At 67.6% G+C, this 19,548-nt stretch carries 17 protein-coding genes; 3 read left to right on the top strand and 14 right to left on the bottom strand.

Translation table 11 applies throughout. The annotated features are described in order from the left end of the window. Window positions 1–46: 46 nt before the first annotated feature. The 7 genes from GPX89_RS23365 to clpB all read right to left on the bottom strand — a co-directional run bounded on the left by GPX89_RS23365 (window position 47) and on the right by clpB (window position 8,208). Window positions 47–733 (bottom strand): lysoplasmalogenase, encoded by a 687-nt coding sequence (locus tag GPX89_RS23365; RefSeq protein ID WP_157389684.1) that lies wholly within the window; start codon window positions 731–733, stop codon window positions 47–49. Beyond that, window positions 733–1,791 (bottom strand): beta-ketoacyl-ACP synthase 3, encoded by a 1,059-nt coding sequence (locus GPX89_RS23360; protein WP_328602213.1) that lies wholly within the window; start codon window positions 1,789–1,791, stop codon window positions 733–735. The genes GPX89_RS23365 and GPX89_RS23360 overlap by 1 nt, the downstream gene beginning before the upstream one ends. Before the next feature lie 122 nt (window positions 1,792–1,913). Beyond that, window positions 1,914–2,459, bottom strand: a complete 546-nt coding sequence (pyrE, locus tag GPX89_RS23355; protein WP_157389682.1) for an orotate phosphoribosyltransferase — start codon at window positions 2,457–2,459, stop codon at window positions 1,914–1,916. 8 nt (window positions 2,460–2,467) lie between these two features. Next, window positions 2,468–3,280, bottom strand: coding sequence for an SDR family NAD(P)-dependent oxidoreductase (locus GPX89_RS23350; protein WP_157389681.1), 813 nt, complete (start codon window positions 3,278–3,280; stop codon window positions 2,468–2,470). 160 nt (window positions 3,281–3,440) lie between these two features. Continuing rightward, window positions 3,441–4,526, bottom strand: a complete 1,086-nt coding sequence (locus GPX89_RS23345; RefSeq protein ID WP_456237935.1) for a hypothetical protein — start codon at window positions 4,524–4,526, stop codon at window positions 3,441–3,443. 180 nt (window positions 4,527–4,706) lie between these two features. Further along, complete coding sequence (locus GPX89_RS23340) at window positions 4,707–5,537, bottom strand: DUF5666 domain-containing protein (protein WP_157389679.1); 831 nt, start codon at window positions 5,535–5,537, stop codon at window positions 4,707–4,709. Window positions 5,538–5,652: 115 nt separating this feature from the next. Further along, window positions 5,653–8,208: an ATP-dependent chaperone ClpB gene (gene clpB / locus GPX89_RS23335; protein WP_328602212.1), complete on the bottom strand. Its 2,556-nt coding sequence runs from the start codon at window positions 8,206–8,208 to the stop codon at window positions 5,653–5,655. A 235-nt stretch (window positions 8,209–8,443) separates the two neighbouring features. On the opposite strand from clpB, the gene GPX89_RS23330 reads away from it, so the two are divergent. From GPX89_RS23330 to GPX89_RS23320, 3 genes are all read left to right on the top strand, one after another. Next, on the top strand, window positions 8,444–9,421 hold the full coding sequence (locus GPX89_RS23330; RefSeq protein ID WP_157389678.1) for an NADP-dependent oxidoreductase: 978 nt from the start codon (window positions 8,444–8,446) through the stop codon (window positions 9,419–9,421). Between the two features lie 153 nt (window positions 9,422–9,574). Next, the gene (locus tag GPX89_RS23325; RefSeq protein ID WP_328602211.1) at window positions 9,575–10,735 is read left to right on the top strand and encodes an FAD-binding oxidoreductase; all 1,161 of its coding nucleotides are present in this window, start codon (window positions 9,575–9,577) and stop codon (window positions 10,733–10,735) included. A 65-nt stretch (window positions 10,736–10,800) separates the two neighbouring features. Beyond that, window positions 10,801–11,586, top strand: a complete 786-nt coding sequence (locus GPX89_RS23320) for an FAD-binding oxidoreductase (RefSeq protein ID WP_157389677.1) — start codon at window positions 10,801–10,803, stop codon at window positions 11,584–11,586. A 93-nt stretch (window positions 11,587–11,679) separates the two neighbouring features. On the opposite strand, the gene GPX89_RS23315 is transcribed toward GPX89_RS23320, so the two are convergent. The 7 genes from GPX89_RS23315 to GPX89_RS23285 form a co-directional block, all read right to left on the bottom strand. Further along, window positions 11,680–12,849 (bottom strand): globin domain-containing protein, encoded by a 1,170-nt coding sequence (locus GPX89_RS23315; RefSeq protein ID WP_157389676.1) that lies wholly within the window; start codon window positions 12,847–12,849, stop codon window positions 11,680–11,682. Window positions 12,850–13,352: 503 nt separating this feature from the next. Beyond that, on the bottom strand, window positions 13,353–13,745 hold the full coding sequence (locus GPX89_RS23310) for a heat shock protein transcriptional repressor HspR (protein ID WP_157389675.1): 393 nt from the start codon (window positions 13,743–13,745) through the stop codon (window positions 13,353–13,355). Next, window positions 13,745–14,920 carry a molecular chaperone DnaJ gene (dnaJ, locus tag GPX89_RS23305; RefSeq protein ID WP_328602210.1) on the bottom strand — a complete coding sequence of 392 codons (1,176 nt, stop codon included), beginning with the start codon at window positions 14,918–14,920 and terminating at the stop codon, window positions 13,745–13,747. Before dnaJ ends, GPX89_RS23310 begins: the two co-directional genes overlap by 1 nt. A 51-nt stretch (window positions 14,921–14,971) precedes the next feature. Beyond that, the gene (gene grpE / locus GPX89_RS23300; protein ID WP_328602209.1) at window positions 14,972–15,604 is read right to left on the bottom strand and encodes a nucleotide exchange factor GrpE; all 633 of its coding nucleotides are present in this window, start codon (window positions 15,602–15,604) and stop codon (window positions 14,972–14,974) included. Further along, the gene (gene dnaK / locus GPX89_RS23295; RefSeq protein ID WP_157389674.1) at window positions 15,601–17,439 is read right to left on the bottom strand and encodes a molecular chaperone DnaK; all 1,839 of its coding nucleotides are present in this window, start codon (window positions 17,437–17,439) and stop codon (window positions 15,601–15,603) included. The genes grpE and dnaK overlap by 4 nt, the downstream gene beginning before the upstream one ends. 210 nt (window positions 17,440–17,649) lie before the next feature. After that, window positions 17,650–18,420 carry a DUF1707 SHOCT-like domain-containing protein gene (locus GPX89_RS23290; protein WP_157389673.1) on the bottom strand — a complete coding sequence of 257 codons (771 nt, stop codon included), beginning with the start codon at window positions 18,418–18,420 and terminating at the stop codon, window positions 17,650–17,652. A gap of 8 nt (window positions 18,421–18,428) precedes the next feature. Further along, entirely contained in the window at window positions 18,429–19,496 is a 1,068-nt protein-coding gene (locus GPX89_RS23285) for a DUF1707 SHOCT-like domain-containing protein (protein WP_328602208.1), read from the bottom strand. Window positions 19,497–19,548 lie beyond the last annotated feature (52 nt).

Below are 19,548 nucleotides of genomic sequence, written 5' to 3'. Positions count from 1 at the left end.
CCGAATTCTATGACCGATCAGGTGACCGATACAGTCACCGATTCGGTTAACGATGTGCGCGGGGATCCGCGAGCAGGTATTGCGCGGCGGCGTAAGTGCCGAGAATGACGCCTTCGGTGATTCGGCGCGACTTCTCACCGCGCGCGAAAATGCGCCGCAGCACGATCAATCCGTCGGACAGGGTGAACAGCAGCGCGCCCACACCCAATCGGCTGCGCGGGTCGGCATTCGGAACATTCACGCCCGCGATATTCTTCGCGTCCCGCGCCAGGTCCGGATCCGAGGCCAGCGTCGCCGCCGTGCCCAGGGTCGCACCGTAGGCGGTGAGCGGAATCGCGACCGTCGGCGCCCTGAAGCGCATCAGCGTCGCCGCGCCCAGCCACGCCGCCACCCGCGGCACCGCGATCTGCGCGCGCGGCCGACCGCCGCGCCGGAACCACAGCCACGAGTACCCGGTCTGCATGGCCGCGAAAGACGAAGCGCCCGCTATCAATCGGCGATCATCGTCGGGGTCGATGAGCAGGACGTCGCCGACGGTCGCGGCGGCCAAGGATCCGAGCAGCACCGTGCGATCGGCGCGATCGAGATACGTGCCGTTCACGACCACATCCGCGGCCAGCAGCGGCATCAGCAAAGGCTTTGCCGCCCACTGCAATTTCTCACGTCCGGTGACCGCGCCGAACACGGTCACCGCCGCCGCGCCGACGAACGCGGCACGGAAAGGGCGGGCCATCAGAAGCTGGGTTCGGCCGGAGCCGGCGGCAGCACCACGACCTGGCCCGCGTAGGACAGGCCCGCGCCGAAGCCGAGCAGCAGCGCCAGCTGACCGCCCTTGGCCTTGCCGCTCACCAGCATCTCCTCCATGGCCAGCGGAATCGAGGCGGCCGAGGTGTTGCCGGTGTTCTCGATGTCATTGGCCATCGGAATGTCGTCGGCGAGGCCGAGATTCTTCTTCATGAGCTCGTTGATCCGGGCATTGGCCTGGTGCGGGATGAAGATCTCGATGTCTTCCTTCGCCACGCCGGACAGCTCGATGGCGCTGGACAGCGCGCGCGGCAGGGTGACCGCGGCCCAGCGGAAGACCTTGGGGCCCTCCATGTGCAGCGACATCCGCCCCACCGGCTCGACCTCGGGGTCGGTGCCCTGCAGCCGCTGCGCCTTGTTCATGAACTCCAGGAAGTCCACGTCCTGGGCGATGGCCTCGGCGTTCTCGCCGTCGGAGCCCCACACGGTCGGCGAGATGCCGTTCTCCTCGCTGGGTCCGACCACGACCGCGCCCGCACCGTCGCCGAAGATCATGGCGGTGCCGCGGTCCTTCGGATCCAGGCCCACGGTCATCGTTTCCGCGCCGATGACCAGGATGTATTCGGCCGAGCCGGAGCGGATCATGTCGGTGGCGACACCCAGGCCGTAGCCGAAACCGCCGCAGCCGGAGGTCAGGTCGAAGGCCGGGATGCCGTTCATGCCGAGGTCGGCGGCCACCGTCGGCGCACCGTGCGGGGTCAGCTTGAGCCAGCTGGAGGTGCAGAAGATGAGCGCGCCGATCTTGGAGCGATCGATGCCGGTGTTGTTCAGCGCCCGGTTGCCCGCCGCCACCGCCATGGTGCGCAGCGTCTCGTCGCCGGAGATCCAGCGCCGATTGTGAATGCCGGTGCGCTCGAAGATCCACTCCGGGGTGGAGTCCAGAACCTCGCATACCTCGGCGTTGCTGACCAGGCGCTGGGGCCGGTAAGCGCCGATGCCGAGCATCGCAATATTTTGATGACCCTTATTGATTGCAATGCTCACCACAGGTGACTCACACGACCCTTCACAACACCTTTGTCGGACGTAAGACCAGCACCAGGCTAACCCAGAGCAAGGGTTCAGCCCAGAGCAAAGTCCTGTTAATCAATCAGTAAGGACTTTTGTCCTCAGCCGAGCGCGAGGTCCTTCAGTCCCAGGATGGACCGGTACTCGAGGCCCTCCGCGGCGATGATGCCGTCGGCCCCGGTCTCACGGTCGACCACCGTGGCCACACCGACCACGATCGCGCCGGCGTCCCGCAGCGCACGCACGGCGGTCAGCGGCGAATTGCCGGTCGTGGTGGTGTCCTCGACCACCAGCACCCGCTTGCCCACGATGTCCGGACCCTCGATCTGCCGCTGCATGCCGTGGGTCTTGGCCGCCTTGCGCACCACGAACGCGTCGATGGGACGCCCCGGCGCGTGCATGACCGCGGCCGCCACCGGGTCCGCGCCCATGGTGAGCCCGCCCACCGCGTCGAAGTCCCAGTCCGCCACGAGTTCACGTAGCAACTTGCCGATCAGCGGGGCGGCCTCGTGGTGCAGGGTGGCGCGGCGCAGGTCCACGTAGTAGTCCGCTTCCTTGCCCGAGGACAGGGTGACCCGGCCGTGTACGACGGCGAGGTCACGTACCAGAGCCGCGAGTCTGTCCCGGTCGGTCGTCGTTACCTGCATTGCTGTGTCTATGTCCTTCCGCGTGCGTTGAACAGGCCCCGGTTCAGGCGGGTCGCCAGGGATCGTGGGATAAGCCCTGCGATCGCGACGATCGCTTTGTACTGCATTCCGGGCACGCTGATCACCCGGTCCTTCTCCAAGTCGTGCAGCGAACCGGCTACCACCTCGTCCACGGTCAACCACAGTGGTCGCGGCAGCGAGGTCATGTCGATTCCGGCTCGCTCATGGAATTCGGTGCGGACGAAACCCGGGCACAGTGCCTGCACCCGAACTCCGGTCCCGGCCAGCCCGCCTGCCAGCCCTTGGGAGAAGGATACGACGTACGCCTTGGAGGCCGAGTAGGTCGATCCCCGTCCGGGGATCAGGCCCGCGGTGCTGGCCACATTCACCACGGTGCCCTTGGCCGCGTGCAGCATGGGCGGCAGGGCCGCCCGGGTCAGCTGCACCACGGCGGTGACGTTCACATCCAGTTGGTGCTGCAGGGCGTCCGGCGCCTGCGTCCAGAATTCGCCCGACATGCCGAATCCCGCGTTGTTGACCAGGAATTCGACGCCATCGGCCAACCGGGCCGCCACCAGATCGCGATCGTGTGGATGTCCCAGGTCGGCCGGTAATACCTCGGCTCGCGCGCCGAACCGCACCTGTACGTCGTGTGCCAGCGCGGCCAGCCGGTCCTCATCACGCGCCACCAGCACCAGGTCGTAACCGAGCGAGGCGAGCCGGGTGGCGTACGCCTTGCCGATGCCGGAGGTGGGCCCGGTGACCAGGGCCACCGGACGATGCGCGCCGGGCAGGCGCGCTGCAGGGGAACTCTCGGTCATCGACGGCCTATCACTCGCACAACGGAGGAGCGGTCGGCGATGACCGGAACTGCGCCCCCATTCTGGTCCCTGCCCCTCCCACAGGCTGCGAATTCCCGCAGATGCGACGTGGCTGCGGCGCGCCGCGGCGAGTCACCTCGCTGCGTCGCACCGCGGCAGGTCACCGCGGAGTCGGTCCCTGATACGGACGGAATCCCGGGTGGAAGGGCCCGCCGGGCGGGGCGCTGCGGCCCTGATCCTTGCGCCAGCCCTCCTCGGGCTCACGATCGGGGTCGTCGCCGGGCTCGTCGGATTCGGCCTCGGCCCAACGGTCTTCGTCATCGGGGCGGCGCGGACCGTCCTGCTCGTCCCACTCGGACTCGCCCTCCGGGGCGGGCGGCCAGTTGCGGCGCGGCCGATTGCGCGGGTCCGGCACGACCTTCAGTGCGGGACGCCAGTTCTCGGGCTCGCCGTCCTCCGGTTCACCGGCGCCCGCGATATCGCTGACCAGCGGGGAGTCGTCGGCGTCGGGACGGGGGCGCGGCGGACGGGCGGGTTCGTCGTCGCCGTAGTCGCCGTACTCGTCGTGGCCGTCGTAGTCGTCGTCCATGGGGATCGGGCGGGAGCTGCCGGGTTCGGGCAGTTCGTCCCGGCCGCGCTCGGTATTGATGACCGGCGGCAGCACGTGCAGCAGACCCGACAGCCGCAGCACCGCGTCGATGGCCATCTCCCAGTCCTTGGCGACGGCCCCGACCGGCAGCATGCCCAGGGTCCAGTTGCCCTCGGACCACAGCTGCTGCACCGAGTCGGGCAGCGACTCGATGAACGCCACCATGCGCTGGTCCACCGCGTGCCGGGCGATGTCCGGATTGGTGGCGAAGACCACCCGGTCACCGATGGCGCCGAGCAGTTCCAGATCGTGATCCTTCGGCGGCGCCGCGGTTTTCAGCCGCAGGTCGATATCGATGTCCGAGCCGATCTGCCGGCGCACCGCGACCAGGGTGGCGGCGTCCTCGAGATCGAAGAGCACGAACTTCTCGCCCTTGCGGTTGCCGGAGACCACGTCCACCGCGGACAGGTAGCCGAGTTTGGCCAGCGCGCCGCGCCGCCAGGTCGAGGCGAGCGCGGGCTCCACCGAAACATAGGTGTAGCCCTGGGATTTCGCCCAGACCTGCCGCACGTGCCCGGTGCGCTGCCGTTGCAGCCGATCGAAATAGAGCAGCACGATCGCACCCACCAGTGCGATCGCCGCCAGCCCGAACCATATCGCCGTCATCGCCGCCTACCCTATCTGTGTTTATTTGCCCTCCGCTTCGCTCCGGGCGGGTTCGCGGCGCTGGAGGTCTCGTTCTTCCCTCCCTCCGCTCCTCCGCTTCGCTCCCCCGCTCCGCTCAGTCCAGAACGAGACGCGCCGCGAACCTTCAGGTCGGGGCAACCGTAAGTGGATTCATCGGGTTCCGCTCGGCAAGGAGGTGCTGAAGATCAGCTTCGCTTGAATGGAGCCGTCGGCGTTCTTATCACCTTGCACCATAACGACTTCCCCGACGGGGAGGTCCGCCACCTTGGTGCTGCCGAGGGATATCACCTGTGTCTTGGCGTCGGTCTTCACGGTGACCTTGTCGCCGGACAAAGAGGTGATGGTCAGGGTCGAGCCGTCGTTGCTGGCGATGGTGCCCATGTTCGCGCCGAGCTGATCCAGATCGCCGAGGCCCGGAATGGTCGGGATGCCGCTGGGTAGTGGTAGCGCGGACGTGTTGCCGGGCTGCGGATATCCGGAGGTCACGACGCTGCTGGAGGCGGCGGCCGAGGTCGACGAATCCTTGTTCCCCAGCATCGTTCCGATCAGGACGCCGGCGATGGCGACCACGATCACGGCGGCGATGGCCAGGGCGATCCACAGGGTGGTGTTGCGCTTGGGCGGGGGCGGCGGCGGGTTCTGCGGGAACCCCGCGGGCTGATATCCGCCGGTCGGCATCCCCGGCCCGCCCGGATAGCCGGGCCCGCCCGGATAGGCCGGAGCGCCATAACTACTCGTCGGCTGCTCTCCCGGCGCCGTCGGGTAGACGGCCGTCGGCTCGTATCCCCCGCCGGTCTCGTAGCCGCCCCACTGGGCGTCGGCGGGCGGCAGGACGCGGGTGGCGTCGGGCCCGGGCGGCTGCCCGAAATAGTCGGTCGGACTGTTCTCCGAGGGCTGGCCGCCCGGTCCGGACTGCTCGGTCGGCCCACTCTCCTGGCCCGGTTCCGGCCGCCGCGACCACGGATCGCTCGGATTAGTCATGGCCTCCAGGGTAGGCGGGGAACGGCTACTGAGCCGCGAACTCGACCGGACGGTTCCCAAACAGAAAGGCCCCCGCGCGAACCGAAGTTCGCACGGGGGCCGATATTTGCGCTGGTCAGCGCCCGACGATGAGGTTGTCGCCGTCGGGGGTGACGTTGACCTTCACGATGTCGCCGTCCTGGACCTCCCCGGCCAGCAGTTCCTTGGCGAGCGAGTCGCCGATGGCCTGCTGGATGAGGCGGCGCAGCGGGCGCGCACCGTAGGCCGGGTCGTATCCGCGCACGGCCAGCCAGAAGCGGGCCGAGTCGGACACGTCCAGCTTCAGGCGGCGCTGCGAGAGCCGCTTCTGCAGCTGGTTCAGCTGGATGTCCACGATGTGCTCGAGTTGTTCCTCGTCGAGGGCGTGGAACATGACCACGTCGTCGAGCCGGTTCAGGAACTCCGGCTTGAAGGCGCGGCGCACCGAGGCCATGACGGTCTCCTTGTCACCGCCCGCACCCAGATTCGAGGTCAGGATGAGGATGGTGTTGCGGAAGTCGACCGTGCGGCCCTGGCTGTCGGTGAGCCGACCTTCGTCGAGCACCTGCAGCAGGATGTCGAAGACGTCCGGGTGGGCCTTCTCGATCTCGTCGAACAGCACCACCGTGTACGGGCGTCGCCGCACCGCCTCGGTCAGCTGGCCGCCCTGGTCGTATCCGACGTAGCCGGGAGGCGCACCGACGAGGCGGGCCACCGAGTGCTTCTCGGAGTACTCGCTCATGTCGATGCGGACCATGGCGCGCTCGTCGTCGAACAGGAAGTCCGCCAACGCCTTCGCGAGCTCGGTCTTACCGACACCGGTGGGGCCCACGAACATGAAGGAACCGGTCGGACGGTTGGGGTCGGCGACCCCGGCCCGCGCGCGGCGCACGGCATCCGACACCGCCTGCACGGCTTCGCGCTGCCCGACGACCCGGTTGCCCAGCTCGTCCTCCATGCGCAGCAGCTTCTGGGTCTCGCCCTCCATCATCTTGCCCACGGGGACACCGGTCCACGACGACACCACCTCGGCGATATCGTCCGTGCCGACCTCCTCCTTGAGCATGACGTCACCGTCGGCGGCGGTCTTCGCCTTGGCCTCGGCCTCGGCGAGTTCCTTCTCCAGCTTGGGGATTCGCCCGTAGCGGAGCTCGGCGGCCTTGTTGTAGTCACCGTCGCGCTCGGCCCGCTCGGACTCGCCCTTGAGCGTCTCGAGCTGTTCCTTGAGCCCGGAGACCGCGTCGATGGCCGACTTCTCGTTCTGCCAGCGGGTCATCAGCTGGTTGAGCTTCTCGCGGTCGTCGGCGAGCTCGGACCGCAGCTTCTCCAGCCGCGCCTTGGAGGCCTCGTCGGTCTCCTTGGCCAGCGCCACCTCTTCGATCTCGAGCCGTCGCACGACGCGCTCGATCTCGTCGATTTCCACGGGGCGGGAATCGATTTCCATGCGCAGCCGCGACGCCGCCTCGTCGACCAGGTCGATGGCCTTGTCCGGCAGGAACCGGGAGGTGATGTAGCGGTCGGACAGGGTCGCGGCGGCCACCAGCGCGGAGTCGGTGATGCGCACGTGGTGGTGGTTCTCGTAGCGCTCCTTGAGCCCGCGCAGGATGCCGACGGTGTCCTCCACCGACGGCTCGCCGACCAGCACCTGCTGGAAGCGGCGTTCCAGGGCCGCGTCCTTCTCGATGTGCTGGCGGTATTCGTCGAGGGTGGTCGCGCCGACCAGCCGCAGCTCGCCGCGGGCGAGCATGGGCTTGATCATGTTGCCCGCGTCCATGGCGGATTCGCCGGTGGCGCCGGCGCCCACGATGGTGTGCAGCTCGTCGATGAACGTGATGATCTGCCCCGCGGAGGATTTGATCTCCTCGAGCACGGCCTTCAACCGCTCCTCGAATTCACCGCGGTACTTCGCGCCGGCCACCATCGCGCCCAGGTCGAGTGAGATGAGCTTCTTGCCGCGCAACGATTCCGGGACGTCGCCCTCGATGATGCGCTGCGCCAGGCCCTCCACGATGGCGGTCTTGCCGACGCCCGGCTCGCCGATGAGCACCGGGTTGTTCTTGGTGCGGCGGCTCAGAACCTGTACGACACGGCGGATTTCGTGATCACGGCCGATGACCGGGTCCAGCTTGCCCTCGCGGGCGGCGGCGGTCAGATCGGTGGAGTACTTCTCCAGCGCCTGGTACTGACCCTCCGGATCGGCACTGGTGACACGGGTGTTGCCGCGCACGGCGGTGAAGGCCTCGCGCAGCGCGTCGGCGGTCGCGCCGTACTTCAGCAGCAATTGCTGAACATCCGAATCACCCTGGGCCAGGCCGACCATCATGTGTTCGGTGGAGACGTACTCGTCGCCCATCTCGGTGGCCAGTCGCTGCGCGGCGGTGACCGCGGCGAGAGCCTCGCGCCCGAGGTTGGGGGTGGTGGTCGCGCCGCTCGCACGGGGCAGCCGGTCGACGATGTCCTGGGCCTCGCGTCGCACCGTCGCCGGGTCGACTGCGACGGCCTTGAGCAAGGGGGCGGCGATGCCGTCGGTCTGATCCAGCAACGCCACCAGCAAGTGCGCCGGACGGATCTCCGGATTTCCCGCGGCGGAGGCCGCCTGGAGTGCGGCGGTCAGGGCCGCCTGGGTCTTGGTGGTGGGATTGAACGAGTCCACTGTCACCTTCCTACTAGTCGTTGCTGACTACAACGCGGTAGAAGTTGAGTCTGTTCCGCTCAAGTCTGACCAGTTTTCGACGCCGGGTCCAGAGTCCAAGGGCCTTTTCTACGCTACGCGTACGATGACCCCATTCGTTGACGCATCACACCAGCTCATCGCAAGCCAACTCGCGGAACTCTCAGGGGCTTCCCCTGAAACCCCTTTCGAGAAGGCCCGACATGGAGGAGCAGCAATGCGCGCGATCGTCGTCCGTGAGTTCGGAGGCCGGCCCGAGGCCGCCGACATGCCGATTCCCGAGGTCGGACCGGGCCAGGTACAGATCCAGCTGGAAGCGGCCGGAGTCAACCCGTTCGACAAGCGGATCATGGACGGTTTCCTGGACGGCAAACTCCCCCACGACTTTCCGCTGATTCCCGGTACCGACGGGGCGGGGACGATCTCCGCGGTCGGGTCGGGGGTCAACGATTTCGAGATCGGGGACCGGGTGGTCGGGAAGTTCCTCGTCCCGCCGGTCGGGCACGGCACCTTCGCCGAGTACATCGTGGTGCCGTGCGAGAGCACGATCGCGAAGCTGCCGGACGAGGTCACCGCGATCCGGGCCGCGGCACTGCCGACGGCGGGCATCACCGCACTGGACCTCATGCACGCCGCCGGGGTCAAGGGCGGTCAGAAGATCCTGATCGTGGGCGCGTCGGGCGGGGTGGGCTCCTATCTCGTGCAGCTCGGCGCGCTGGCCGGCGCCCACGTCCTCGCCACCGCCCGCCCCGACGACACCGATCGCATGATCCGGCTGGGCGCGACCGAGGTGGTGAACTACGGCCGCATCACCGTCACCGACTCCCCCACCCATGCCCTGGACTCGGAGCCGTCGGTAGCCGATTCGGTGCGGATCACCGATCCGGGCGGCATCGACGTGCTCTTCGATCTGGTCTCGCCGCCACCGGTCTTCGCCGACAACGCGAGCCTGGTGAAGCCGGGCGGGGCGGCCTATTCGACCGTGTGGTCCGCCGACGAGGAGGACCTGAAGGCACGCGGAGTCACCGGTGGTAATCTCGAATCCACAGGTGGCGCAGCCGAATTGCGGGAACTCCTGCGACTGGTGGGCAACAGCGACCTGATGGTTCCGATCAGCAATATGCCGCCCTTGGCGGAGGCCGCCGACGTGATCGGCGCGCCCGGTGCGCGAGGCAAGACAGTCCTCGTGATCTGAACCTCGAGTTGCGCCCATACCTCCCAACGGGCCCAAATCGATCAGCCTCCGCTATATCCGTGCGACCACCAGGTTTTCAGGGATACTTGACGCGGAGGGCCGCCTGGCAGCAGGCGTACCGGGGTAGCAGCACAGGAAGGAAAGCTCGACGTCGTGGATGCGCGTTCGGCAGCGCTGGTCCGCGCAAACTTTCGGACAGTCGTCGAGGCCCCGCACGGGCCCGAACGGCTGATCAGCGCGTTCTACGGTCATCTTTTCGCGGAGATTCCCGCCCTGCGGGAGCTGTTCCCCTCCGCCATGGACATGCAGCCCAAGCGGTTGGTCACGGCCATCCAATTCGTGCTCGACAATCTGGAGGACTGGGATCGCGCGCAACGCTTCCTGGAGCAACTCGCGCGCGACCACCGCAAGTACGGGGTGGAGGCCGCGCACTACGACATCGCCGGCCGCGCCCTGCTGCACGCCTTCCGCAGTTACAACGGGACCGCCAACTGGTCGCGGCAACTCGAGGCGGGCTGGCGCGACATCACCATCCTGATCTCGGCGTCCATGGCCATCGGGGCCAATTCCGATAAATCGCAGCCCTATTGGGAGGCGACGGTGGTCGGGCATCGGCGGGTGGTGGACGATCTGGCCATCGTCCGGCTGCAGACCGACACCCCGATCCCGTACCAGGCCGGGCAGTACGTGCCCATCGCCATTCCGCAGCGGCCCAAGATGTGGCGCTACCTGTCGCCGGCGATTCCGACGAACCCGTACGGCGAGATCGAATTCCATGTGCGCAAGGTGCGCACCGGCTGGGTGAGCCCGGCCATCGTGAACGAGACCCAGGTCGGCGACCGCTGGATGATCGCGGCCCCGCTGGGCGGACTGCACGTGGACCTGAGCACCCGCAAGGACGTGCTCATGATCGGCTCCGGCACCGGCATCGCGCCGCTGCGGGCGCAGCTGATCGAAATGGGCCGCCGCGGCATCAATCCGCGCGTGCACCTGTTCATGGGCGGGCGCTACCCGTGCGATCTCTACGACGTGGAGAACATGTGGCAGCTCTCCCAATCCAATCCGTGGCTCACCGTGGTCCCGGTCTGCGAGAACGAGACCAACCCGTGGTGGCACCCCTACCCGCCCGCCGAAACCCCGTTCGGCATGCACCGCAGGTTGATCGGCAACCTGGGCGCGGTGGTCGCCAGTTTCGGCGCGTGGACCGACCGCCAGATCCAGATCGCCGGGTCGGCAACCATGATCGCGGATACCCGTCGCGCGCTGATGGCGGTGGGCACGCCCATGTCGGCGATAAGCTCGGACCCGGTGTGAGGAGCTGAGACCCGCGCGAGCGGGGTCTCGCCACACCGAGAGACATCGATGAGCAGGAGTTCGCGTTGAGTATCGGCCCCGAGGAGACCGGCGCGCTGCCGCTGGGCGAGCAGACCGAGTGGACCGCCACGGTGGTCGGCGCGCACCGGCTGCGTGAGGACACCACGGTGGTGCGGCTGATCGGCGAGTTCGTGCCGTTCGCGCCGGGCCAGTCGGTGGAGGTGCGGACGCCGCAGCATCCGAACATGGCGCGGCGCATGTACTGTGCGCTGCCGCCGTCGCTGGACGGGAAGCTCGAGTTCCATGTGCGGACGGTGCCGGGCGGGTGGTGCAGCGGGTCCATCGTGGCCGACTCGCATCCCGGCGACGAATGGCGGATCAGCGCGCCCGCGGGCTGGCTGGCGGTGGAGCCGGAGACCACCGACGTGGTCATGCTCGCGGACGGTGTGGGGCTCGCGCCGCTGCGCGCACTGCTGCTCGATACGGCGCGGCGCGACGACCCGCCCCGCACCCACCTGTTCGTGGGCGGGCGCTACCCCCGCGACCTCTACGCCTCGGACATGCTCTTCCTGCTGGCCGGCGAATTGCCCTGGCTCACGGTCATTCCCGTGGTGCAGGACGAGTACGACCCGGACCTGACCGACCCCTGGTACGAACAGTGCCGCGTCGATCTCGGCTTCCGCCCGGAGGAGATGATGCCGGGCACCATCGCCGACATCCCCGAACGCTTCGGCCCGCTCGACCACCACCAGATCCTGGTGTGCGGCGGCGCGGCCATGGTCCGCAACACCATCGACCAACTGGTCGCCATCGGCGCGCCCGCGGAAGCCATTCGCTACGAAGGCTTTTAGCGCACCCCATCGACCCGGCGGGCTATTGGCCGGGATCCACAGGGCCCGAGTGGATTCCGGCGAATGCACACGCGAATGACGGGGTGAGCCGCTTCAGAACAATGGATCGTGCCGGATGTTCTGAGTTGGGGTTCCCGCGGCCATGAGCCGGAACTTGGTGGTCTGCACCATGGATGGCGCGCCGACGATCTGGACGTCGCGATCGGACCAGGAGCCGTGGCTCGCCACGATCTTGCCGATCTGGCCGACCACGCGGGGTTCCAGGCCCGGGAATTCGCGCGGGCCCTCGGAGTCGTCGAAGTGCCACCACGGGTTCTCGGTGGATTCGGTGACCGGGTAGACGCTGAGCCACTTGTTGGCGCAGGCCAATTGGCTCAGCACCTCGAGATCGTAGAGGTCGCACGGGTAGTGGCCGCCGACGAACAGGTCCACCTTCGGGTTGGAGCGGCGGGCGGTCATGGCCATCAGCTGCGCGCGCAGCGGGGCGATGCCGGTGCCGCAGCCGATCATGAGCATCTTGCGGCGGGTATTGCGCGGCACGCCGAGACCACCCAGCGGGGAACCGATCAGCCACTGCTCGCCGATGCGAGTGTGGCCGACCATGGCCGGGCTGACCCAGCCGCCGGTGACGCCGCGAATGTGAAACTCCAGCTCGCCGTTGGCGTTCGCGGGTATGGCGGGCGACAGGTAGCGCCACATGCGCGGGCGCGAGGGGATCTGCACGCTCATGTACTGCCCGGCCGCGTACTGCATGGGCTGGTCCAGCTTCAACCGCACGACGGCCAGATTGCGTAGCACTTCCCGATGCTCGATCACCGTGCCGGTCCACACCGGCGGCGTGGTCTCCTGCTCGGCCGCGGCGATCATGGTGTCGGCGATGACACCGATACCCTCGTCCCAGGCGCGGCCGACCTCGTCGGTCCAGATCTCGGTGCCCGCGTATGCCTCGAGTGCGCTCTTGAGTGATTTACCCACGGCCACATAGTGTTCGGCGACCACGCCGTACTTGCGGTGATCGCGGCCGAGCTGAGCCAGGAAGGGCAGCAGCCGCTCGGGTTCCTCCAGCCTGTCCACGCAGTACCCGATGGCCTTGACCAGTCGGTCGCGCTGGGCGTCGAGGGCGGCGGGGAAGAAGTCGCGAACTTGCGGGTACTCGGTGAAGAGGATGGCGTAGAACGATCGGGCGAGCTTCTCGGGGCCACCATCCTCCGCAGCAACCGCCTTGAACGTTGTTCTAATCAATGCGACGGTCCGCGAATCCATTTGTGTCACAACCCCATTTCGCAATCGAACGCAGGCGTGACCGGCGAGTGAAGTGCTGCGGGACACTCGACAGCAGCCGTTGCCAAGCAAGTGTAGGCGAGGTTAGCCAGCAACGGAACGGGACGTTTCAATAACACGCCCTTTTATCCTCGAAAACATGAACGTTGCGGGGTATCTGAGTCGAAAACCAACTGTTCAACTGGAACTCGCCGCGAGACACGGGCTTCCGGCCGCCGATTCTGTCTGATCCGTTTTGCAAGACTCAGGAAAACAGCGATCCTGCCGCAACCACGATTGCGCCGAATTCCCCTGCAGCATACGGACAAAACTCGTTAATGGAAGTATTCAATAACCTACCGGTCCGTTTGTAATTAACCGACGCAAAGAACTTCGCTAATCCCACAGTCCCCATGGGCAACTCAGCACATTGCCCGCAACATTCCTCGGAACAGCAAAGGCGGCACCCCGCCGCGCGGGGTGCCGCCTTCTCCGGTTCTCTTGCCCTACTGCGGCTTACGCCGGTTTCGGGGCTGCCACACCACGAGAGCCGTGCTCGGCTGGGGAGTCAGGTGCGTGGGCCGGTAGGCTCGCTGCCTTTCCAGCTCGGCGGTCAACTCGCTCACCCGGTGCTGCAACTCCTCCACCTGCTTGGTGAGTTCGATGATCCGTTTGATGCCGGCCAGGTTCACTCCCTCGTCCTGGGACAGGCGCTGCACCTCGCGGAGCAGCTCCACGTCCCGGTCCGAGTACCGCCGCCCGCCACCCGAAGTGCGCTGCGGCGAAACGAGACCCAGCCGGTCATAGGTGCGCAGCGTCTGGGCGTGCATGCCCGCCAGCTGCGCGGCCACCGAGATCAGGAAGTACTGGGCCTCGGTCTTCTTCGGATCGGAACTCATTACGCACCTGCCCATCCCGCACGTGGATCGAACCCGCTGGTCTTCTCGGCCTCGGCGTAGCGCCGCAGCGCCTCGGCGGCCTCGTCGTCCAACTTCTGCGGCACCGCGACCTTCACGGTGACCAGCAGGTCACCGGCGCCGCCATCACGCTTGGGCACACCGCGCCCACGCACCCGCAGGGTCCGGCCGTCGGCGGTGCCCGGAGGCACTTTGACGCCCACGCGACCGTCCAGGGTGGGCACGGAAACCGTTGTGCCCAACGCCAGTTCAGCATACGAGACCGGCAACACCACCGTCAGGTCGTCGCCATTGCGGCCGAAGACCTTGTCCTGGCTGACGTGCACCGTGACGTACAGGTCACCGGGAGGCGCACCGCGCAGGCCCGCCTCGCCCTGACCCGCCAGCCGGATCCGCTGCCCGTCACGCACGCCCGGGGGAATGCGCACGGTGATGGTGCGGGTCCGGTTCTGGATGCCCGAGCCACGGCAGTCGACGCACGGGTCGTCGATGATCGACCCGGTGCCCCGGCAGTCCTCGCACGGCTCGCTGAAGCCGAACGCGCCCTGGTTCCGGCTGACCACGCCGGTTCCGTTGCAGTGCGGGCAGACTCGCGGGCTGGTGCCCGGCTTGGCACCGCTGCCGTGGCAGGTGGTGCAGGCGGCCGGGCTGGTCATGCGCAGCGGAACCGTCACACCCTGGGCGGCCTCGCGGAAGCCGAGGGTCGTCTCGGTCTCCACGTCGGAACCGCGCCGGGGACGCGACGAGGTCCGCGTGCCACCGCGATTGAACAGGCCGCCCAGCAGGTCACCGAGGCCGCCATCGGCGGCGCCGGCATTACCGGCCCCGAAGATGTCGCCCAGGTTGAACTCGCTGGAGAATCCGCCGCCGGGCTGGCCGTAGCCCGCCCCGGGGGTGAATCCGCCGCGGCCGAAACCGCCGCCCGCGAACAGCTTGCGGGCTTCGTCGTACTCCTTGCGCTTCTCCGGATCCGACAGCACGGCGTTCGCCTCGCTGACGGCCTTGAACCGCTCCTCGGCCTGGCTGTCCCCGGGGTTCTTGTCCGGGTGCAGGTCTCGGGCCAGCTTGCGGTAGGCCTTCTTGATCTCGTCCTGGGTGGCGCTGGAGGAAACACCCAGATCCTTGTAGAAGTCCTTCTCGAGCCACTCTCGATTCACCGGGCATCTCCTCCTTTCTGTGTCGATGACGCCGGGGGCGTCCGTAGGTGGTTAATCAGTGCCAGCGGCATCGGTGCCAGCGTTCGTCTGATCCGGCTGTCCTGCAGCCAGATCCGCCACACCGTCGGTGACGCCGACCAGCGCGTGTCGCAGCACGCGGTCGCCGAAGCGGTAGCCCTTGCGCATGACCATGCCGAGCACCGGGTCAGCGCCGCTGCCCTCGTGCTGCACGGCCTCGTGCAGGGTCGGATCGAAGGGCTCACCCTCCGTGCCGAATTCCTCGAGACCCTGCTTCTGCAGGGCGGCGACCAGCTTGTCCGCGACCAGCTTGAGCGGGCCGTTGTCGAGGTCGCCGTGGGCGCGAGCGCGATCCAGATCGTCGAGCACCGGGAGCAGTTCGCTCACGACCGTCGCCTTGGCGGTGTCGATGGTGGCCTTTCGGTCACGCTCGACGCGACGGCGGTAGTTGGCGTACTCCGCGGTCAGACGCTGCAGATCGGAAGTGCGCTCGGCCAATTCGGCCGAGATCGCGTCGGCGAGGGCATCCTCGCCCGCTTCGGGAGAACCCTCGGCCCCGAGGGCCGCGGCGGAATCCGCCGCGGCCTCGAAGACCTCACCCGTCGCCGCGAAGCGCCCCTCGAACTCAGCCGGATCGATGGTTGGTTCCGGGTTCTGGTTCGTCACTTCTTCTCCGGCTCCTCGACGACCTCGGCGTCCACCACGGTGTCATCGGACTGCGGCGCGGAAGCACCGTTGCCCTGCGCGGCCTGGTCGGCGGCGCTGGCCTCGTAGATGGCCTGACCCAGCGCCTGCGACTCGGTGGCGAGCTTCTCCACCGCGGTCTTGATGACCGAGATGTCGGTGCCCTTCAGAGCCTCGTTCGCCTCGGCGATGGCCGCCTCGACCTTGGTCTTGACGTCGGCCGGGACCTTGTCCTCGTTGTCCTTGATGAACTTCTCGGTCTGGTGCACCAGCGACTCGGCCTGGTTGCGGGTCTCCGCCTCCTCGCGACGCGCCTTGTCCTCGGCGGCGTGCGCCTCGGCGTCCTTCACCATCCGGTCGATCTCCTCCTTGGACAGGCCGGAGCCGTCCTGGATCTTGATCGTGTTCTCCTTGCCGGTGCCCTTGTCCTTGGCCGTCACGTGGACGATGCCGTTGGCGTCGATGTCGAAGGTGACCTCGATCTGCGGCACGCCGCGCGGGGCCGGCGGGATGCCGGTCAGCTCGAACGATCCGAGCAGCTTGTTGTGCGAGGCGATCTCACGCTCACCCTGGAAGACCTGGATCTGCACGGACGGCTGGTTGTCGTCGGCCGTGGTGAAGGTCTCCGAGCGCTTGGTCGGGATGGTGGTGTTGCGCTCGATGAGCTTGGTCATCACGCCGCCCTTGGTCTCGATGCCCAGCGACAGCGGGGTGACATCGAGCAGCAGGACGTCCTTGACCTCACCCTTGAGCACACCGGCCTGCAGGGCGGCGCCGACGGCGACGACCTCGTCCGGGTTCACGCCCTTGTTGGGCTCCTTGCCGCCGGTCAGCTCCTTGACCAGGTCGGAGACCGCGGGCATACGGGTCGAACCACCGACGAGCACCACGTGATCGATATCGCCGACGGAGATGCCGGCGTCCTTGATGACCGACTGGAACGGCTTGCGGGTGCGGTCCAGCAGATCGGAGGTGATCTTCTGGAACTCGGCGCGGGTCAGCTGCTCGTCGAGGAACAGCGGGTTCTTGTCCGCGTCGACCGTGATGTAGGGCAGGTTGATCGAGGTCGACTGCGAGGACGACAGCTCGATCTTGGCCTTCTCGGCGGCCTCGCGCAGGCGCTGCATGGCCATCTTGTCCTTGGTCAGGTCGATGCCCGAGGTGCCCTTGAACTTGTCGACCAGCCAGCCGACGATGCGCTCGTCCCAGTCGTCGCCACCGAGGTGGTTGTCACCGGAGGTGGCGCGGACCTCGACGACGCCCTCGCCGATCTCCAGCAGGGAGACGTCGAAGGTGCCACCACCGAGGTCGAACACCAGGATGGTCTGTTCCTTGTCGCCCTTGTCCAGGCCGTACGCCAGCGCGGCCGCGGTGGGCTCGTTGACGATGCGCAGGACGTTCAGGCCCGCGATCTGGCCGGCCTCCTTGGTGGCCTGGCGCTGCGCGTCCTCGAAGTAGGCGGGGACGGTGATGACCGCGTCGGTGATCTCCTCACCGAGGTAGGCCTCGGCGTCGCGCTTCAGCTTCATCAGCGTGCGCGCGGAGATCTCCTGCGGGGTGTAGGCCTTGCCGTCGATCTCGACGGACCAGTCCTCGCCCATGTGGCGCTTGACGGACCGGATGGTGCGGTCGACGTTGGTGACCGCCTGGTTCTTGGCGGGCTGACCGACGAGCACCTCGCCGTTCTTCGCGAACGCGACGATCGACGGCGTAGTGCGCGATCCTTCCGAGTTGGCCACGACGACCGGCTCGCCGCCTTCGAGAACGGCGATGACAGAGTTCGTGGTCCCGAGGTCGATACCGACCGCACGAGCCATGGTGATTCCTCCTGTTTGACGTACTTGAGCACTCGGGGCGCGAGGCCCCGGACGCTTCATCCCAGTAACACTGAGCGTGGTCGGCTCAATCCTGCACCCGCTTTCCGCGATGCGCAACCTGAACTTGAGTCCAACTCGCTCAACCTTGCTGACCAGTCACAACCGGAGGCGCACGTCATCTATTCCGTGCACCACAAAAAAAGTATGAGATCAGGCGGGCGGGTTGATCGACCTGGGTTCACCCTTCGCGGTGACCGTCAGGTAGCCGCTCTTGGTGCCGTCTTCGACATGGATGCTGACCTCCGGATTGCCGTCGGCACCGTGCGAGATCTCGACGTGGGCGATCCGGCCGTTGGGCATACCCAAGGTCCGCGGGGCACCCGCGAACAGTCCGGCCAAGGTCGGAATGTCGAGGGTCGAGAGGTCGAAGGTGTCCGGGCCCTTCGGGCGCGCGGCATCGCCGCCGGCGCGGAAACTGCCGTCGTAGTGGATGGACGTATCGCTGCCCGAGGTCGGGTCTTCGCGGCGCTCGATCACCACATACGAGGGATAGAGCAGCACCTGGTCGACCCGCGTATCGCCGAAGTGCTCCTTGTACGCCTCGACGAAACTGGCGAGCCCGGCTCCCGTGGTCGGGTCGGGCAGCGGCGGTTCCGGTGCGGTGGTGCGGGATACGCAACCCGCGAACGCGCCCAGCAGGGCGGCGGCCACCACGATCGCGGCGGCGACCCGCATCCGCGTGGACGGACCGCGCCGATTCGCCCGCACCACAGGCGAATTCACCAGATTGCGGGGTATCTGCAGATCGGACAGAATCGCGTCGATTTCCCCGAAAGTCTTGGCGGCCATGGCCTTCGCGGTTCGCTCGGCATGCTCGTCCGAGGTCAGTTCACCGGACTCCCGCGCGGCATCGAGCATGGAGCAGGCGTCGACACGATCGGTGTCGCGCGCTCGCAGCTCCTGATTGCGTGCATCAGCCATGGTCTCGCCTATCCCCCGAATACCGAGGTCCGCACGATACGGCCGTCGAGGGTCGCCTCGATGTAGCCGTTCTCTTTGGCCTTGTTGCTCACGTATATCCGGATGATCGGACCGGCGCTCTCGCCTTCGACATAGAAGTAGTCGATCGAGCCCTGGTCCACCTTGGTCAGCGCGGGAGCCTGCGCCGCCAGGGCCGTGACGGCCTGCACGTCGAGAGCCGCCAGGTCGGCGGTGGGGGTTTGCGGCGGCCGCGTCTGCGGGTCGGTGCCGGTGTCGAAACCGCCGCGATAGGTGTAGTTGACCTGCCGATTCGCCTGCGTCCCACGGGTTATCACGGCGTAGTCGGGGTAGATGACGGCGGTGTCGACGGTGCTGTCGCCGAACTTGGCGCGATAGGCGTCCCGCAGGTAGGTGAGGCCCTCGGCCGTGGTGAGTCTGGGCCGCGGCAGCACCAGCGGTTTGATCACGCCGATATCCACCGCGGGCGGCCCGGCTTTGTGGGACGGCGGCTGGTCGACCGCCACGAAGGTACCGACGGCCACCGCGATGCTGAGGGCGGCCACGCCTGCCGCGAACCAGTTCTCGCGCCGCGAGGTGGGCGGCAGGGGATCCGGCGGGGCGTGGTCGGGACGCTGCAGATCGTCGGTGAGCTGGGCGAGATCTCCCAAAGTCCGTGCCTCACCGGCGAGTTCGGTGAGGGTGCGGTGGTCGGCGGCATTCAACTGCCCGTCCGCGAGGGCGGCGTCGAGCAGCGCGCAGGTGGCCTGGCGGTCGGTGTCGCGCGCCCGGGTGCGCGGCGGGTAGCCGCCGGACTGCCGACGCGGCCGCTTGGCGGAGGAGGTGAGATCCACGGTCTTGGTGCTCGGCTGCAGGTCGCCGATGAGCCGCTGCAGTTCGGCAAGAGTCTGTGCCCGCTGCGCCCGGTCGGAGCGCTGGTGGTATTCGTCGACCCCGAGCTCGCCCTCCTCGTAGGCGGCGTCCAGCAGCGCCCGCGCGTTGACGCGGTCGATGTCGCGCGCCCGCATGCGTCCGGACGCGGCCGAATCCCCGGCCGATCCGGACGATCTGGAGCTCACGCGGGGATCGTAAACGGAATCGGGCGGCCTCGCGCGCCTTCGATCGACACCG

This window comes from Nocardia terrae (assembly GCF_009760405.1).
Taxonomy (GTDB): Bacteria; Actinomycetota; Actinomycetes; order Mycobacteriales; family Mycobacteriaceae; genus Nocardia; species Nocardia terrae.
The sequence above is the reverse complement of the archived record's forward strand: the minus strand, read 5'-3'. Positions and strand labels throughout refer to the sequence as shown.

Excerpts from the sequence above, each read along its gene's own strand:
- GPX89_RS23365 (WP_157389684.1), bottom strand. The coding sequence starts at position 733 with ATGGCCCGCCCTTTCCGTGCCGCGTTCGTCGGCGCGGCGGCGGTGACC.
- GPX89_RS23350 (WP_157389681.1), bottom strand. The coding sequence starts at position 3,280 with ATGACCGAGAGTTCCCCTGCAGCGCGCCTGCCCGGCGCGCATCGTCCG.
- GPX89_RS23315 (WP_157389676.1), bottom strand. The coding sequence starts at position 12,849 with ATGGATTCGCGGACCGTCGCATTGATTAGAACAACGTTCAAGGCGGTT.
- pyrE (WP_157389682.1), bottom strand. The coding sequence starts at position 2,459 with ATGCAGGTAACGACGACCGACCGGGACAGACTCGCGGCTCTGGTACGT.
- dnaK (WP_157389674.1), bottom strand. The coding sequence starts at position 17,439 with ATGGCTCGTGCGGTCGGTATCGACCTCGGGACCACGAACTCTGTCATC.
- GPX89_RS23340 (WP_157389679.1), bottom strand. The coding sequence starts at position 5,537 with ATGACTAATCCGAGCGATCCGTGGTCGCGGCGGCCGGAACCGGGCCAG.
- GPX89_RS23310 (WP_157389675.1), bottom strand. The coding sequence starts at position 13,745 with ATGAGTTCCGATCCGAAGAAGACCGAGGCCCAGTACTTCCTGATCTCG.
- GPX89_RS23330 (WP_157389678.1), top strand. The coding sequence starts at position 8,444 with ATGCGCGCGATCGTCGTCCGTGAGTTCGGAGGCCGGCCCGAGGCCGCC.
- GPX89_RS23290 (WP_157389673.1), bottom strand. The coding sequence starts at position 18,420 with ATGGCTGATGCACGCAATCAGGAGCTGCGAGCGCGCGACACCGATCGT.